Source organism: Brevundimonas sp. 1080 (assembly GCF_040545985.1).
In the GTDB taxonomy this organism is placed as follows: Bacteria; Pseudomonadota; Alphaproteobacteria; order Caulobacterales; family Caulobacteraceae; genus Brevundimonas.
Genome location: NZ_JBEPMW010000003.1, coordinates 13,387 through 28,362 on the forward strand (window position 1 = coordinate 13,387; position 14,976 = coordinate 28,362).

The following is a 14,976-nucleotide window of genomic DNA, read 5'->3' on the forward strand; positions in this document are numbered from 1 at the left end:
ATGGCCGCCAAGATCAAGAAGGGCGACCGAGTCGTCGTCCTCACCGGCAAGGACAAGGGCCGCACGGGTAACGTGCTGAAGGTCCTGCCCACCGAAAACCGCGTCCTTGTCGAAGGCGTCAACATGGTTCAGCGCCACACGCGCCCGAGCCAGGCTGACCCGCAGGGCGGCATCAAGAACAAGGAAGCCTCGCTTCACCTGTCGAACGTCGCGATCGCCGACGCCAACGGCAAGGCGACCCGCGTCGGCTTCAAGATCGATGGGGACAAGAAGATCCGCATCGCCAAGACGACGGGAGACGTCATCTGATGGCTACCGAAAAGTACACCCCGCGCCTCAAGGACGAGTATCACGCTCGGATCCGCCAGGTGATGAAAGAAAAGTTCGGCTACACGAACGAAATGCAGGTGCCCAAGCTGGACAAGATCGTCCTGAACATGGGTATCGGCGAAGCCGTCGCAGACTCCAAGAAGGCGAACACCGCCCTCAAGGATCTGACCGCCATCGCCGGTCAGAAGGCCGTCGCCACCAAGGCCCGTAACTCAATCGCCGGCTTCAAGCTGCGCGAAGGCATGGTCATCGGCGGCAAGGTCACCCTGCGTGGCGACCAGATGTACGAGTTCCTGGACCGGTTCATCACGATCGCGCTGCCGCGCGTGAAGGATTTCCGTGGTCTGAAGGGCACGTCCTTCGATGGTCGCGGCAACTACGCCACGGGTCTGAAGGAGCACATCGTGTTCCCGGAGATCAACTACGACCAGATCGATCAGATGTGGGGCATGGACATTGTCGTCTGCACCACGGCCAAGACCGATGAGGAAGCCAAGGCTCTCCTCACCGAGTTCAAGTTCCCGTTCGTGAAGAACTGAGCGGGAAGGGAAGAGCACAATGGCTAAGAAAAGCGCCGTAAACCGCAATGAAGCCGTCAAGGCCCTGGTTGCGAAGTATGCCGCGAAGCGGGCCGCCCTCAAGGCGACCGCCAACGACGAAAACCTGCCGCTGGAGGAGCGCTTCGACGCGCGCCTGAAGCTGGCCGAACTGCCGCGCAACTCCGCGCCGAGCCGCATTCGCAACCGCTGCGAAGTGACGGGTCGTCCGCGGGCGTTCTACCGCAAGCTCAAGATGAGCCGGATTGCGCTGCGTGAACTGGGCAACCTGGGCCAGATTCCCGGCCTGACGAAGTCCAGCTGGTAAGGGGAGCGAACAGACATGATGATCAACGATCCCCTGAGCGACATGATCGCTCGCATCAAGAACGCGGCGACCCGCAAGCGTTCCAAGGTGCTGACCCCGGCTTCCCGTCTGCGCCAGCGCGTCCTCGACGTGCTGCAGGACGAAGGCTACATCCGCGGCTACAACCTGGTTCAGAACCCGGGTGAGTTTCCGCAGTTCGAGATCGAGCTGAAGTACTTCGACGGTCAGCCCGTCATCGCCGAGATCGCGCGCGTGTCCAAGCCGGGCCGCCGCGTCTATTCGGCGATCGGCGATCTGAAGCCCGTCAAGAACGGCCTCGGCATCTCGATCCTCTCGACTTCGAAGGGCGTCATGTCCGACGCTTCCGCCCGCGACGCTAACGTCGGCGGCGAAGTCCTCTGCAGGGTCTACTGATATGTCCCGTATTGGCAAGAAAACCATCGCCGTGCCGAAGGGCGTGACTGTCACGCTCGACGGCCAGAACGTCACCGTCAAGGGACCCAAGGGCGAGAGCGCCTGGACCGTCGCCGACGAGATCGAAGTCAAGCAGGAAGGCGACGAACTGTCGCTGACGCCGCGTTCGGACACGCCTCGCGCTCGCGCGATGTGGGGTCTGTCGCGCACCTTGGTCGACAACATGGTCGTCGGCGTCACCACGGGCTTCGAAAAGTCGCTGGAGCTGGTCGGCGTGGGTTACCGCGCCGCGATGAAGGGCGACGCCCTTTCGCTGCAACTCGGCTTCTCGCACGAAGTCGATATCGCTCCGCCGGCCGGCGTCAGCTTCGCTGTGCCGAAGCAGACCGAGATCAAGATCTCGGGCGCTGACAAGCAAGCCGTCGGTCAGATCGCCTCGGTCATCCGCAAGCTGCGTCCGCCGGAGCCCTACAAGGGCAAGGGCGTCCGTTACGCGGGCGAGAAGGTCCGTCGCAAGGAAGGCAAGAAGAAGTAAGTCATGGCTCTTTCTCTTCGACAACAAGCCAAGCGTCGCTCGGAGCGCACGCGTCGCCGCCTGAAGGCTGTCGCCAACGGTCGTCTGCGTCTGTCGGTCTACCGTTCGGACAAGAACATCTCGGCCCAGATCATCGACGACGCCCAGGGCGTGACCGTCGTGGCTGCCTCGTCGCTGGAAGGCGGCAAGGGCAAGCGCGGTTCGGACACGGCTGCGGCCGCCGCGATCGGCAAGCTGATCGCCGAACGCGCCATCGAGAAGGGCGTCAAGGACGTCGTCTTCGACCGTGGCGAGTACATCTATCATGGACGGGTGAAGGCGCTGGCGGAAGCCGCGCGTGAAGCCGGCCTGAACTTCTAAGGGACGCGACAGATGGCGCAACAACCCCAACGCGGCGGCGGCGGCAACGATCGCAACCGTCGTGACAACCGCAACGGTCCCGCTGCTGATGGTCCGGATTCCGACATCGTCGAGAAGCTGGTGCACATCAACCGCGTCGCCGCCACCGTCAAAGGCGGCCGTCGCTTCAGCTTCGCAGCCCTGATGGTCGTCGGCGACGGCAAGGGTCGCGTCGGCTTCGGTCACGGCAAGGCGCGCGAAGTGCCGGAAGCCATCCGCAAGGCGACTGAAGAAGCCAAGAAGACGATGATCCGCGTTCCGCTGCGCGAGAACCGCACCCTGCACCACGACGGCAACGGCCGTTGGGGCGCCGGCAAGATCATGATGCGCGCCGCCCCTCCCGGGACCGGCGTCATCGCGGGCGGTCCGATGCGCGCCGTGCTCGAAACCCTCGGCGTCCAGGACGTCGTGGGCAAGTCGACCGGTTCGTCGAACCCCTACAACATGATCCGCGCGACGTTCGAAGCGCTGAAGGTCCAATCCTCGCCCCGTCAAGTCGCGTCCAAGCGCGGCAAGAAGGTCGCGGATCTGATGGGCCGCCGCAACGACGGCGCCTCGGCGCCCGAAGCCGTGGAGTCCTAAGTCATGGCTGAGAAGAAAACCCTCACCGTCAAGCAGACCGGTTCGCCGATCCGCCGCAAGAACGACCAGCGCGCCACGCTGGTGGGCCTGGGTCTGAACCGCCTGGGTCGTGAATCGACCTTGGAAGACACGCCTTCGGTTCGCGGGATGATCGCCAAGGTCGCCCACCTGACCGAGATCGTCGAAAAGTAAGCCGTTTCGCCCTCTCCCGCACCCGGGGGAGGGCGTTTCTGCACTTGCGAATACCCAGAGGGTCGCCTATCAGCGGCCCTTCATTTTTTCCAAGCCGAGTCCGGACGATGTCCGGGCGCTAGCACCCGAAAGGATCAGGCACATGAAACTGAACGAAATCCGCGACAACGAAGGCGCCCACAAGAAGCGCATGCGCGTCGGCCGTGGCCCCGGTTCGGGCAAGGGCAAGACCGCTGGCCGTGGCGTCAAGGGTCAGAAGTCGCGTTCGGGCGTCGCCATCGGCGGCTTCGAAGGCGGCCAAATGCCGCTGTACATGCGTATGCCCAAGCGCGGCTTCAACAACGCCAATGCTCTGAAGCTGGCTGAAGTGAACCTGTGGCGCCTGCAAGACGCCGTCGACGCCGGCAAGCTGGACGCCAAGTCCGAACTGAAGGGCGACGCCCTGGTCGCCGCCGGCGTGATCCGTCGCGTCAAGGACGGCGTGCGTCTGCTGGGCACCGGCGAGCTGAAGCAAGCGCTGAACCTGGTCGTCTGGTCGGCCACCGCCGGCGCCAAGAAGGCCATCGAGGCCGCTGGCGGCTCGGTCGTCGAGCAACGCATCGAAGCCGAAGCCAAGGCCGCCGCGCGCGTCGAGAAGCGCAACGCCGCCAAGGGCAAGGCTCCGGCTCCCAAGGCGCCGCGCGGCGACGAGAACAAGATCTCGGCCCGTACCAAGCGCACCGCCGCCAAAGCCTAAGTCACGCGTCGTCGCGGCGATTAGGTCGTGACCTGATTACATCTGCGACGACGAAAGAACGGAAGCGGCCCTCGCATGAGGGCCGCTTTCCGCCTATCTGACGACTCAATCAGTCGTGGGGACGCATAATGGCTTCGGCCGCAGAACAACTCGCCGCCAATATGAATATGGGCTCGTTCGCGAAAGCGACCGAGCTGCATAAACGCCTGCTGTTCACGCTGGGCGCGCTTCTGGTCTATCGCATCGGCACCTATGTGCCGATCCCGGGCATCAACTCGCAGGCCTTCCTGCAGTTCTTCCAGAACCCGGATGGTCAGCGCGGCATCCTGGACATGTTCAACATGTTCTCGGGCGGCGCGGTCGAGCGTATGGCCATCTTCGCCCTGAACGTGATGCCCTACATCTCGGCCTCGATCATCGTGCAGCTGATGGGCACGGTGTATCCGCCCTGGGAGAAGCTGAAGAAGGAAGGCGGCGAAAGCGGCCGCAAGCAGCTGAACCAATACACGCGTTATCTGACGGTGTTCCTGGCGCTGGCGCAGTCCTTCGGTATCGCGGCGGGTCTGAACAGCACGGCCGGCCTGGTCGACAACCCCGGCATCTTCTTCATCATTTCGACGGTCGTGACCCTGACCGGCGGCACCATGTTCCTAATGTGGCTGGGTGAGCAGGTGACCGCGCGCGGTGTCGGCAACGGCATCTCGCTGATCATCTTCGCCGGTATCGTGGCGGTCCTGCCGTCCACCATCGCCCGCCTGCTGGGCCTGGCCCAACAAGGCCAGATGTCGGCCTTCGCCCTGCTGTTCATCGCCATTCTGGCCGTGGCTACCGTGGTCTTCATCGTCTTCATGGAACGCGCCCAGCGCCGTCTTCTGATCCAGTATCCGAAGCGCCAGGAAGGCAACCGAATGGCCGGCGGCGAGCGTTCGTTCCTGCCGCTGAAGGTCAACACCGCAGGCGTTATCCCGCCGATCTTCGCCTCGTCACTGCTGATGCTGCCGACGACGGTCGCGACCATGACGGCTAACGCCGACCTGCCCAGCTGGATGAGCTGGCTCCCGCTGGTGACGGCTCAGCTGACGCACGGCCAGCCGCTGTTCATGGCGCTGTATGCCGCCCTCATCGTCTTCTTCTGTTTCTTCTACACCTCGATCACCTTCAATCCCGAAGACACGGCCGAGAACCTGCGTAAATACGGCGGCTTCCTGCCGGGCATTCGTCCCGGCAAGCGGACTGCGGAATATCTGGACTATGTCCTGACCCGCCTGACCGTGATCGGCGCCGCATACATCACCGCAGTCTGCCTGCTGCCCGAGTTCATCGTCAGCCAGTTCGGCAACAGCCTGTACTTTGGCGGAACGTCTATCTTGATCGTCGTCTCGGTCACCATGGACACTGTGGCCCAGATCCAGTCCCAACTGCTGGCGCACCAGTACGAAGGCCTGATCAAGAAGGCCAAGCTGCGTGGTCGTGGCGGTCGCGGCGCTCCCACGCCCGTCCGCCGCTAAGTCTTAGGTTGTCAGACGCCCAGGGGAGGGCTGAAGCATGAACTTGATCCTGTTCGGACCGCCGGCGGCGGGCAAGGGCACCCAGGCCAAGCGGCTGGTGGAAGAGAAGGGCATGGTCCAGCTCTCCACCGGCGACATGCTGCGCGCGGCCATCGCCTCGGGCTCGGAACTGGGGCTCAAGGTCAAGGATGTGCTGGCGCGCGGCGATCTGGTCACCGACGAGATCGTCATCGCCCTGATCGAAGATCGCCTGACGGAGGCCGAGGCCGCCGGCGGCGCGATCTTTGACGGCTTCCCTCGCACCGTGGCCCAAGCCGAGGCGCTGGACGAGATGCTGGCCAAGCGCGGTGTTCAGATCGACGCCGTCGTGCGCCTGAAGGTCGATGACGCCGCCCTGACCGAACGGATCGCGAAGCGCTTCGCCGAACAGGGCCGTCCAGACGACAATCCGGAATCCTTCAAGGTCCGGCTCGAGGCCTACAACCGCAACACCGCGCCTCTGCTTCCCTACTATGAAGCCCAAGGCAAGCTCACAGAGGCTGACGGCATGGGCTCGATCGAGTCCGTCGCCAAGGCGATCGACGAGGCCCTGGCCTGATTTGCGGTTTCGGGCGTTGATCGCCTGATGACCCAGTTGGACGATCCTAAACCCGAGAAGACCCGCCTGCGTCGCTGGCGTATGGCGGGCATATTCGTCGCCGTTGCTGTCGCGGAAATCGGCTTGTTCCTGTGGCTAGGACAGGTGAGGGGGCCGGCGCCGACGCCAGTGGTTGAGCCGCCGCCGTTCGAGGTCGTTCTCTACGACCCGCCGCCGCCGATTTCCGCCGAACCCCCGGCGCCCGAGACGGGCGGCGGCGCCCCCGCTGCGCCATCCGTCATTCACACGCCGCCGCCTCCGCCCAAGGAACGCCCCCGCGAAGTTCCCGCCCCGCCTGTCAAGGCGCCGGAGCCTGCGCCCGTCGTCGGGATCGCACCGTCGCCGTCGCCGCAACCCGGCTTCGGCCAGGGCGGGCAGGGGACAGGCAGCGGATCCGGCGTCGGCTCTGGGTCCGGCCCGGGCAGCGGCTCGACCGGACCGCGTCTGGTCACCGGCCCCACCATCGGCCAGATTCGCGCCAACCACCCGCCGGGCGCCCGCAGCCGTTACGGTCGGGTCGAACTGTCCTGCGTCATTCGTTTAGACAGCCGGCTGGACGGTTGCCGCGTCGTTCAAGAGACGCCTCCCGGCCTGGGCTTCGGCGCGGCCGGCTTGCAGGTGTCCGGCTATTTCCGCTTCCAGCCGCCGACCGAAGACGGTCGACCGGTCGAGGGCCAGCGGGTCACCGTCGGCGTCGATTTCGGCCGCCCGCCACGCTGAAGCGGCGCCGCGCGGGAGCGGATGTTGACGCCCGGTGAATCATCTGTATAAGGGCGCCTTCCCGCGAAGGGCGCCACGCTCCTGGTTTGTTAACCGGAGCGTTTGTTGCGTCTGACTAACGCGTATCTGGAGAATTTCGTGGCCCGTATTGCTGGCGTCAACATCCCGACCAACAAGCGCGTAGAGATCGCGCTTCAGTATATCCATGGCATCGGCCCGGCCGCCGCCAAGGACATCACCGAAAAGGTGGGCATCGAGCCCGCCCGCCGGGTGAACCAGCTGACGGACGCCGAAGTCCTGTCGATCCGCGAAACGATCGACAAGGATCACACCGTCGAGGGCGACCTGCGCCGCGAGACGTCGATGAACATCAAGCGTCTGATGGACCTAGCCTGCTATCGCGGCCTTCGTCACCGCAAGGGCCTGCCGGTCCGCGGCCAGCGCACCCACACAAACGCCCGCACCCGCAAGGGTCCCGCCAAGCCGATCGCCGGCAAGAAGAAGTAAGGCAGACACATGGCCAAGGAACCGGGTCGCGTAAAGAAGCGCGAGCGCAAGAACATCACCTCGGGCGTCGCCCACGTGAATGCTTCGTTCAACAACACCATGATCACGATCACCGATGCCCAAGGCAACGCGATCTCGTGGTCTTCGGCGGGTCACATGGGCTTCAAGGGTTCGCGTAAGTCGACGCCTTACGCCGCTCAGATGGCTGCGGAAGACGCTGGCAAGAAGGCCCAGGAACACGGCGTGAAGACGCTGGAAGTGAACGTTTCGGGTCCGGGCTCTGGCCGTGAATCGGCCCTGCGCGCGCTGCAGTCTGTCGGTCTGACGATCACGACCATCCGCGACGTCACTCCGATGCCGCACAACGGTTGCCGTCCGCCCAAGCGTCGTCGCGTCTAAGCGATAGCGTTCTAAGGCACCCCCAATCTCCGTCCGCTCCATCATGGCCTCGTCGACAAGGCCGGAGCAGGCGAAACCCGTTCGAGGGACAAAATGATCGAAAGAAACTGGCAAGAGCTGATCCGTCCCGAGAAGCCCCAGATCGAGACCGGTTCCGATGCCCAGCGCAAGGCGCGCCTGGTGGCCGAACCCCTCGAGCGTGGCTTCGGCGTGACGCTCGGCAACGCGCTCCGTCGCGTTCTGCTGTCCTCGCTGCAAGGCGCGGCCGTCACGGCCATCCAGATCGACGGCGTCGTTCATGAATTCTCGTCGCTGGAAGGCGTGCGCGAAGACGTGGTCGATATCGTCTTAAACATCAAGCAACTGGCGCTGCGCATGCACGCCGAAGGCCCCAAGCGCATGACCCTGCGCGCCACGGGCCCCGGCCCGGTGACGGCCGGCCAGATCGACGTGCCGGCGGACATCGAGGTTTTGAACCCCGACCACGTCATCTGCACGCTGGACGACGGCGCATCGGTGCGCATGGAACTGACCGTCCAGAACGGCAAGGGCTATGTCGCCGCCGAGCTGAACCGTCCGGAAGATGCGCCGATCGGCCTGATCGCCGTCGACGCCCTGTATTCGCCGGTCAAGAAGGTGGCTTACCGCGTCGAGCCGACCCGTCAGGGTCAGTCACTGGACTACGACAAGCTGTTGCTGGAAGTCGAAACCAACGGTGCGGTCACGCCGGTTGACGCCGTGGCCTACGCCGCGCGCATCCTGCAGGACCAGCTCCAGATCTTCATCACCTTCGAAGAGCCCAAGAAGGCTGTCGAGCAGTCGGACGGCAAGCCCGACCTGCCCTTCAACCCGGCGCTGCTGAAGAAGGTGGACGAGCTGGAACTGTCGGTTCGTTCGGCCAACTGCCTGAAGAACGACAACATCGTCTACATCGGCGACCTGATCCAGAAGACCGAGGGCGAAATGCTTCGCACCCCGAACTTTGGCCGCAAGTCGTTGAACGAGATCAAGGAAGTTCTCACGACGATGGGCCTCAGCCTCGGCATGGACGTGCCGAACTGGCCGCCCGAAAACATCGAAGATCTGGCCAAGAAGTTCGACGACCAGATCTAAGTTCAACCCTCCGCCCGTCTCCTTCGGGAGAATGTCGGGGCGGTTAGAAGATTACGGTTCCAGGTCCGCTTGAGGATACCGGTTCCGGAGTAGGAGAGACCCAGATGCGCCACGGCGCCGCCCATCGTAAACTCGGTCGCACGAGCAGCCACCGTACCGCCATGTTCGCCAACATGGCCGCCTCGCTGATCAAGCACGAGCAGATCACCACGACCCTGCCCAAGGCGAAGGAACTGCGTCCCTTCGTCGAGAAGCTGGTCACCCTCGCCAAGAAGGGCGACCTGCACGCGCGTCGTCAGGCCATCAGCCAAGTTCGCGACGTGCCGCAAGTTGGCAAGTTGTTCGAAACGCTTGGCCCGCGCTACAGCGAGCGTAACGGCGGCTATATCCGCATCATGAAGGCCGGCTTCCGCCACGGCGACAACGCCCCGATGGCCGTCATCGAGTTCGTCGACCGCGACGTCGAAGCCAAGGGCAAGGACTCCGGTCCGGTCCTGGCCTTCGAAGGCAACGAAGAAGACTGAGATTTGGTCGTTTGACCAAACGCCGGAAGGGCGGTCGGAGCGATCCGACCGCCCTTTTGCTTTGCGTGCAAACCGGTCATGACGGTTGAATGACCGTCGCCATCGTCGATTTCCGTCCCGATCACGCCGCCGCCTGGGCGCAGTTGAACACCACCTGGCTGATCGAGGGCGGGTTCGCCATCGAGGCCAAGGATCGGGTCGCGATCGATGATCCGCAGGGCGTGTTCCTGGACAAGGGCGGGCGCATCTTCATCGCTGAGAAGGATGGCGAGGCGGTGGGCTGCTGCGCCATGGTCCCGACCGATGACGGGGTGGAGGTCTGCAAGATGACGGTCACGCCCGCCGCGCGCGGCCTGGGTCTGGCGCGACGCCTGCTTGAGGCCTGCGAAGCGGCGGCTCGGCAAGCTGGCGCTGTCCGGCTCTATCTTGAAACCAACAGCGCCCTGAAACCCGCGATCGCTTTGTATGAAAGCGCCGGCTTCGTGCATCTGCCGCCACGGCCCACGCCCTACGAGCGCGCTGATGTCTTCATGGAGAAGCGGCTTCAGCCGTCCAGGACGCGGCTGTAGACGCCTTCCGCCACTGGCTGGTTGCGGAAGGCGCGCGTAGTCCGTCGCCGCCTATTCCTTGGACAAATCCTGGCGGTTGAACCAGGCGACGGCGGCGGCGAAGGGAACGCCGATCCAGAGGGCCAGGCTGAGGACGCCCTTGAGTACGGCGTGATCCGGCAGTTCGGTCGCCGCCATGCCGCCCTCGATGGTGGCCTTCAGCAGGTCGGTGGCCATGCCCGGCGACAGCAGGGGCAGAAGCCAGCCGTCTGGCGTCACGCCCATCGGTAGCAGCAGTTGGGGCAGGAAGAACTGGGCTACGCCGATCACCAACGGCGCGAACAGTGCCGCCAGCAATGAGCGCGTCACTACGGCCGCCAGAAGGCCGAGCATGGTGAACTGCAGAATGCGCGCCCAGGACGTCAGGGTCAGCAGGCCGAAGTCCGCCGCCCCTGCGCCAGTCATCGAGAAGGTGAGGGGGCGGCCGAACACCGCCGCCTGGATTACACTGGCGATCACGTCGGAGATCAGGGCGGCGATGGTCGCCAGCACGATCACCAGACCCACGACCGCGACCTTGCCGGTCAGCAGATTCGGTCGGGTGTTGCGCGCGCTGATCAGCCGCCAGGTCTCCCAGCGATAGTCGCCGGCATAGATGGTAGTTGCACCGATCAGGACGAACATCAGGATAGCCGGATTGGCGAAGTCGCCCGCGCTCTTGACCAGGGCCATCCCCAGATCGAGCGGGCCGCCCTTCATCATGTCGGGCGGCAGCTTGCCGGCCAGTTTCGCCTCATTGGCCTTGGCGACCACGAAGCCCAGGGTGGCCAGGATTACGCCCATGATCGGGATGAACAGCACGCTCCAGAACAGGGCGGTGCGGTTCTTGGACAGGCGGTAGGTTTCGGAACGGATCGCGTCAGCCAGCACGGTTTTGCTCCTGCACGCCGGTCCAGCCGGTTTCGCTCATGAAGACGTCTTCCAGGTCGGCGCCGATCCAGCGGGCTTCTTCGATATCGACTCCGCCCTCGACCAGAGCCTTGATGGCGGCGGCGGCTTCGGCGCGAGGCACGGCGGCCACCACCGCATCGCCCTCCAGCACCGCGCGGTCGCCCAGCAGCGACAGGGCCTTTGCCAAAGGCGTTACGGACAGGCGCAGACGCTCGCCCGAGGCGGTCAGATCGGAGACGCGGCCCTCGGTGATCACCTTGCCCTTGTTGAAGATGGCGACACGGTCGCAGACGCGCTGGACCTCCTGAAGCTGGTGGCTGGCCAGGATGACCGTCACGCCGTCGTGGTCGGCCAGGCTGCGGATCAGGGCGCGCATCTCCTGGATCCCGGGCGGATCCATGCCGCTTGTCGGTTCATCCAGGATGACCAGATCCGGCTTGGTCATCAGGGCGGCGGCGACGCCCAGGCGTTGCAGCATACCGACCGAAAAGCCCTTCACGCGCCGATTGGCCGCCTCGGTCAGTCCGACGCGTTGCAGCCAGTTGTCGATCTCGGCCGAGGACACGCCGCCATGGGCGCGGGCCAGCCATTCCAGCACTTGGCGGGCGGTCATGAACGGCGGAAAGCGCGGCGTCTCGATCATCGAGCCCATGCGCCGCGTCGAGGCCGGATCGCCGATCCGACCGCCCATCACCGTGGCCACGCCCTCGGTCGGACGAATCAGACCCAACAGGGTGCGAAACAGCGTCGATTTGCCCGCACCATTGGGCCCCAGAATGCCGTAAACCCCGCCGCGCGGGATCGACAAGGTCAGGCCGTCCAAGGCCTTCACCGTCCCGTAGGTCTTGGTCAGGCCGCGAATGTCGATGACGGTTTCCATACGCCAAGCTTGGCGAGTGAACGCCGGTCGCACAAGCCGTCGCGTGGCTGTCGTCCATTAAGTTTAGGCAATGGTTCAGTGTCGCCTTGGAGTAAGTTCATGTCTCGTTTCGTCGCCGCCAGCCTGGCCGTGGCCGCCGCCTTCGCCGTCGCGTCCTGCGCCGGGGCTCCGCAACCCGCCCTTACATCTCCGATTGTCGAGCAGGCCGCGCAGACGACCCGTCCCGATCTGGTCATCCTGGTGTCGATCGACGGCTTCTCGCCGGCCTATCTGGGCAAGGGGCAGACGCCGGTGCTGGATGGACTGGTCGCCGGCGGCGCGTTCGGGTCGATGCGGCCGTCGTTCCCCAGCGTGACCTTCCCCAACCACTATACGCTGGTGACGGGCCTGCACCCGGACCATCACGGCGTGGTCGGCAACCGGTTCAACGACGCGCAGCTGGGCGCCTTCACCATGGCCAGCAAGGAAAGCGGCTTTTGGGATCAGGGCGAGCCGATCTGGGTCACGGCCGAAAAGGCGGGCGTGCGCACCGGCACCATGTTCTGGCCGGGATCGGAGGTCGAGATCCACGGCGTACGGCCCAGCCAGTGGGCGCCGTTCGACCAGGGAATGCCGGGCGATGCGCGCGTGGATCGTCTGCTGTCGTGGCTGGACCTGCCGGTGGATCAGCGACCGAAGCTGGAGACGCTGTATTTCGACATCGTCGACACGGCCGGTCACCGCAACGGCCCCGATGCGCCCGAGACGCGCGCCGCCGCCGCATCGGTCGACGCCTCGATGGGACGGTTGATCGAGGGGCTGAAGGCGAGGGGGCTTTATGATCGCACGATGCTGGTCGTGGTGTCGGATCACGGCATGGCCGCGACCTCGCCGGACCGGGTCGTGTGGATCGACGACATCATCGATCCGGCTGCGCTGAAGATCGGCTATGGCGGAGCGGTCCTAACCGCCGATCCGGCGCCGGGCCGCGAGGCCGAGGTGCAACAGAAGCTGGTCGGGCGCCATCCGCATATGGAATGCTGGAACAAGGCCGATGTGCCGGCGCGGCTGGTCTATGGATCCAACCCGCGCGTGGCGCAGATCGTCTGTCTGGTCGAGACTGGCTGGTTGACGGCGACGCGGGATCGGCCGGTGACGCGGGCGGGCGGCGCCCACGGTTATGACAATCAGGCGCCGGAGATGGCGGCGATCTTCATCGCCCATGGGCCGGGCGTGGTCGCCGGGCGTCGGCTGACCGATCTGGACAGCGTCGATGTGCAGCCCTTCCTGGCGCGGATGCTTGGGATCGCGGCGCCGGCTGGCGACGGGCGGGCGCAAGACACCTTGCCCGTCACCATGCCCTGATGGGGTGATTGGCGAGCCGACGATTTGAGCGCACACTGGTCGCCAGAGGTAGAGGGGCGAAGATGCGCAAAAGTCTGTGGGTCGCGACGGTTTCGGTCGCCTGTCTGATTGCACCCGTGGCGGTCGCAGACGCCACTGCAACGGCGGCGACCCTGGCCCTGATCACCAATCCGCAGGTCTGCGGCCGGGTCGGCGCCGTCGGCGATGTCCAGCCGACACGCGACATGGTCATGGCCCCAGGCTTCGGCGACGAGGGTTTCGCGGTCGATACGCAGAACCCCGAGGCCCAGGCCTGGTTCGACCACGGCGTGCGACTGCGCTGGGCGTTCGAGCATTCGGAATCGGTGCGGGCGTTCAGGAAGGCGAGGCAGTTGGACCCGTCGTGCGGCATGTGCGCCTGGGGCGAGGCCTGGGCGATCGGGCCGAACCTGAATGGCGGCGGCGGCGATCCCGAATCGATCGCTACAGGCCTGCGCGTTGCACGTGACGCAAGGCGTCTGGCCCGAGACGCCAGGCCGATGCAGCGGCAGATGATCGACGCCCTGATCCAGCGCTATTCCGGCAAGGAGAAGACCCGCGCCCTGCGTTACGCCCGCGCCATGGACCGGATCGCAAAGCGTCATGCCGACGACGTATCGGTCGCCTCGATCACCGCCGACGCCTGGATGCTCCAGCCCGAGGGCGAATGGTGGGACAAGGACGGCAAGGCGACAGACCCCGCCGTCACCCGCGCCATGACGATCCTGGAGCACGCCCTGACGGTCAAGGCGAACGATCCGGGCGCCATTCACCTGTACATCCACCTGACCGAATGGTCGGACGATCCACACAGGGCGCTGGCCTATGGCGAGCGGCTGGCCCTGCTGGCGCCGGGCGCCAGCCATCTGGTGCATATGCCGTCGCACACCTTCTATCGTGTCGGGCGCTACAAGGACGCGATGATGTCCAACGTCAACGCCGTGGCGCTGGACAAGAGTTACGACCAACTGGTCGGCCCGCCCGGCGGCATTCGCGGGATGCGGCTGCATGCCCACAACATCCATTTCGGCATGGGCGGCGCCCTGATGGCGGGCGGAGCCGAGCGGGGGCTGGAGCTGGCCGACTGGTATATGGCGACCTATCCGCAGTTGGCGGGGCCGCCCGAGGCGGGCGAGGACGGCTATGTCGTCTATCGTCAGGTGATGGCGGCGGACGCCTATGCGCTTTACGGCCGGTTCGGATCGGACGCCCAGGTCGCGGCGCTGGTCGAGCCGGACGCGGGACGGCCGCTGATGCGGGTCGGCTGGCGCTATGCGCGGGGTGAGGCGGCGGCGCGGCGCGGTGATGCGGCTGCGGTTCGGGTCGAGGCCCAGGCCATCGCCGCCCTGCTGGCGGACAAGGCGTTCAAGGGCCCGATGGCGGATCGTCAGACCGGTTTCGCCGAACTGTTCCAGAAGGTGCTAGAGGGACGGGCGGCCATGATCGACCGCGATTATCCCGCCGCCATCGCCGCCTATGGCCGGGCGGCGGCGATCCAGGCCATGGCGCCCGAGGGCGGCGATCCGCCGATGATCTGGTATCCGACACGTCGCAGCCTGGCCGCCGCCATGCTGGCGTCCGGCGATGCGGCGGGCGCCAAGGCCAAGATCGGCGAAATGCTGAAGGATTGGCCGAACGATCCCTACAGCTACTACGTCCTCTACCGCGCCGAACAGGCGCTGGGCGACGAGACCGCGGCCAATGACGCCCTGCGCCACGCCGGCGTCGAATGGATCGGCGGACAGATGAGTTTGGCCGAGGCCTGACGCCTCGGC

At 65.4% G+C, this 14,976-nt stretch carries 21 protein-coding genes; 19 read left to right on the forward strand and 2 right to left on the reverse strand.

Annotated features, from left to right (window positions below):
• The 17 genes from rplX to ABIC32_RS10620 all read left to right on the forward strand — a co-directional run bounded on the left by rplX (position 1) and on the right by ABIC32_RS10620 (position 10,029).
• Positions 1 to 309, forward strand: a complete 309-nt coding sequence (rplX, locus tag ABIC32_RS10540) for a 50S ribosomal protein L24 (protein ID WP_354074139.1) — start codon at positions 1 to 3, stop codon at positions 307 to 309.
• Positions 309 to 869, forward strand: coding sequence for a 50S ribosomal protein L5 (gene rplE, locus ABIC32_RS10545; protein ID WP_017506049.1), 561 nt, complete (start codon positions 309 to 311; stop codon positions 867 to 869). Before rplX ends, rplE begins: the two co-directional genes overlap by 1 nt.
• 19 nt (positions 870 to 888) lie before the next feature.
• A complete protein-coding gene (rpsN, locus tag ABIC32_RS10550) occupies positions 889 to 1,194 on the forward strand; it encodes a 30S ribosomal protein S14 (protein ID WP_055753393.1) in 306 nt (101 codons plus the stop codon).
• Between the two features lie 15 nt (positions 1,195 to 1,209).
• Complete coding sequence (gene rpsH / locus ABIC32_RS10555) at positions 1,210 to 1,608, forward strand: 30S ribosomal protein S8 (protein ID WP_008262310.1); 399 nt, start codon at positions 1,210 to 1,212, stop codon at positions 1,606 to 1,608.
• A gap of 1 nt (position 1,609) precedes the next feature.
• Positions 1,610 to 2,143 carry a 50S ribosomal protein L6 gene (gene rplF, locus ABIC32_RS10560; RefSeq protein WP_055753394.1) on the forward strand — a complete coding sequence of 178 codons (534 nt, stop codon included), beginning with the start codon at positions 1,610 to 1,612 and terminating at the stop codon, positions 2,141 to 2,143.
• A gap of 3 nt (positions 2,144 to 2,146) precedes the next feature.
• Positions 2,147 to 2,503 (forward strand): 50S ribosomal protein L18, encoded by a 357-nt coding sequence (gene rplR, locus ABIC32_RS10565; protein WP_008259637.1) that lies wholly within the window; start codon positions 2,147 to 2,149, stop codon positions 2,501 to 2,503.
• A 12-nt stretch (positions 2,504 to 2,515) separates the two neighbouring features.
• Positions 2,516 to 3,124, forward strand: a complete 609-nt coding sequence (rpsE, locus tag ABIC32_RS10570; RefSeq protein WP_055753395.1) for a 30S ribosomal protein S5 — start codon at positions 2,516 to 2,518, stop codon at positions 3,122 to 3,124.
• 3 nt (positions 3,125 to 3,127) lie between these two features.
• Positions 3,128 to 3,316: a 50S ribosomal protein L30 gene (rpmD, locus tag ABIC32_RS10575; protein WP_055753396.1), complete on the forward strand. Its 189-nt coding sequence runs from the start codon at positions 3,128 to 3,130 to the stop codon at positions 3,314 to 3,316.
• 142 nt (positions 3,317 to 3,458) lie between these two features.
• Positions 3,459 to 4,052, forward strand: coding sequence for a 50S ribosomal protein L15 (rplO, locus tag ABIC32_RS10580; RefSeq protein WP_055804617.1), 594 nt, complete (start codon positions 3,459 to 3,461; stop codon positions 4,050 to 4,052).
• A gap of 128 nt (positions 4,053 to 4,180) precedes the next feature.
• Positions 4,181 to 5,560 (forward strand): preprotein translocase subunit SecY, encoded by a 1,380-nt coding sequence (gene secY / locus ABIC32_RS10585; protein WP_017506043.1) that lies wholly within the window; start codon positions 4,181 to 4,183, stop codon positions 5,558 to 5,560.
• A gap of 37 nt (positions 5,561 to 5,597) precedes the next feature.
• A complete protein-coding gene (locus ABIC32_RS10590) occupies positions 5,598 to 6,158 on the forward strand; it encodes an adenylate kinase (protein ID WP_017506042.1) in 561 nt (186 codons plus the stop codon).
• Positions 6,159 to 6,185: 27 nt separating this feature from the next.
• Positions 6,186 to 6,917 carry an energy transducer TonB gene (locus tag ABIC32_RS10595; RefSeq protein ID WP_354074140.1) on the forward strand — a complete coding sequence of 244 codons (732 nt, stop codon included), beginning with the start codon at positions 6,186 to 6,188 and terminating at the stop codon, positions 6,915 to 6,917.
• Between the two features lie 138 nt (positions 6,918 to 7,055).
• Complete coding sequence (rpsM, locus tag ABIC32_RS10600; protein ID WP_026108555.1) at positions 7,056 to 7,424, forward strand: 30S ribosomal protein S13; 369 nt, start codon at positions 7,056 to 7,058, stop codon at positions 7,422 to 7,424.
• A 9-nt stretch (positions 7,425 to 7,433) separates the two neighbouring features.
• Complete coding sequence (gene rpsK / locus ABIC32_RS10605) at positions 7,434 to 7,823, forward strand: 30S ribosomal protein S11 (RefSeq protein ID WP_013268944.1); 390 nt, start codon at positions 7,434 to 7,436, stop codon at positions 7,821 to 7,823.
• A 93-nt stretch (positions 7,824 to 7,916) separates the two neighbouring features.
• Positions 7,917 to 8,936 (forward strand): DNA-directed RNA polymerase subunit alpha, encoded by a 1,020-nt coding sequence (locus ABIC32_RS10610; RefSeq protein WP_039248576.1) that lies wholly within the window; start codon positions 7,917 to 7,919, stop codon positions 8,934 to 8,936.
• A 104-nt stretch (positions 8,937 to 9,040) separates the two neighbouring features.
• Positions 9,041 to 9,460, forward strand: a complete 420-nt coding sequence (rplQ, locus tag ABIC32_RS10615) for a 50S ribosomal protein L17 (protein WP_354074141.1) — start codon at positions 9,041 to 9,043, stop codon at positions 9,458 to 9,460.
• Between the two features lie 89 nt (positions 9,461 to 9,549).
• Positions 9,550 to 10,029: a GNAT family N-acetyltransferase gene (locus tag ABIC32_RS10620; protein WP_354074142.1), complete on the forward strand. Its 480-nt coding sequence runs from the start codon at positions 9,550 to 9,552 to the stop codon at positions 10,027 to 10,029.
• A 51-nt stretch (positions 10,030 to 10,080) separates the two neighbouring features.
• Here ABIC32_RS10620 and ABIC32_RS10625 read toward each other — a convergent pair whose 3' ends face one another.
• Both ABIC32_RS10625 and ABIC32_RS10630 read right to left on the reverse strand, forming a co-directional pair.
• A complete protein-coding gene (locus tag ABIC32_RS10625) occupies positions 10,081 to 10,938 on the reverse strand; it encodes an ABC transporter permease subunit (RefSeq protein WP_354074143.1) in 858 nt (285 codons plus the stop codon).
• Positions 10,928 to 11,839: an ABC transporter ATP-binding protein gene (locus ABIC32_RS10630; protein WP_354074144.1), complete on the reverse strand. Its 912-nt coding sequence runs from the start codon at positions 11,837 to 11,839 to the stop codon at positions 10,928 to 10,930. Before ABIC32_RS10630 ends, ABIC32_RS10625 begins: the two co-directional genes overlap by 11 nt.
• Positions 11,840 to 11,938: 99 nt before the next feature.
• On the opposite strand from ABIC32_RS10630, the gene ABIC32_RS10635 reads away from it, so the two are divergent.
• Positions 11,939 to 13,183, forward strand: coding sequence for an alkaline phosphatase family protein (locus ABIC32_RS10635; protein ID WP_354074145.1), 1,245 nt, complete (start codon positions 11,939 to 11,941; stop codon positions 13,181 to 13,183).
• Positions 13,184 to 13,245: 62 nt separating this feature from the next.
• Complete coding sequence (locus ABIC32_RS10640; RefSeq protein ID WP_354074146.1) at positions 13,246 to 14,967, forward strand: hypothetical protein; 1,722 nt, start codon at positions 13,246 to 13,248, stop codon at positions 14,965 to 14,967.
• Positions 14,968 to 14,976 lie beyond the last annotated feature (9 nt).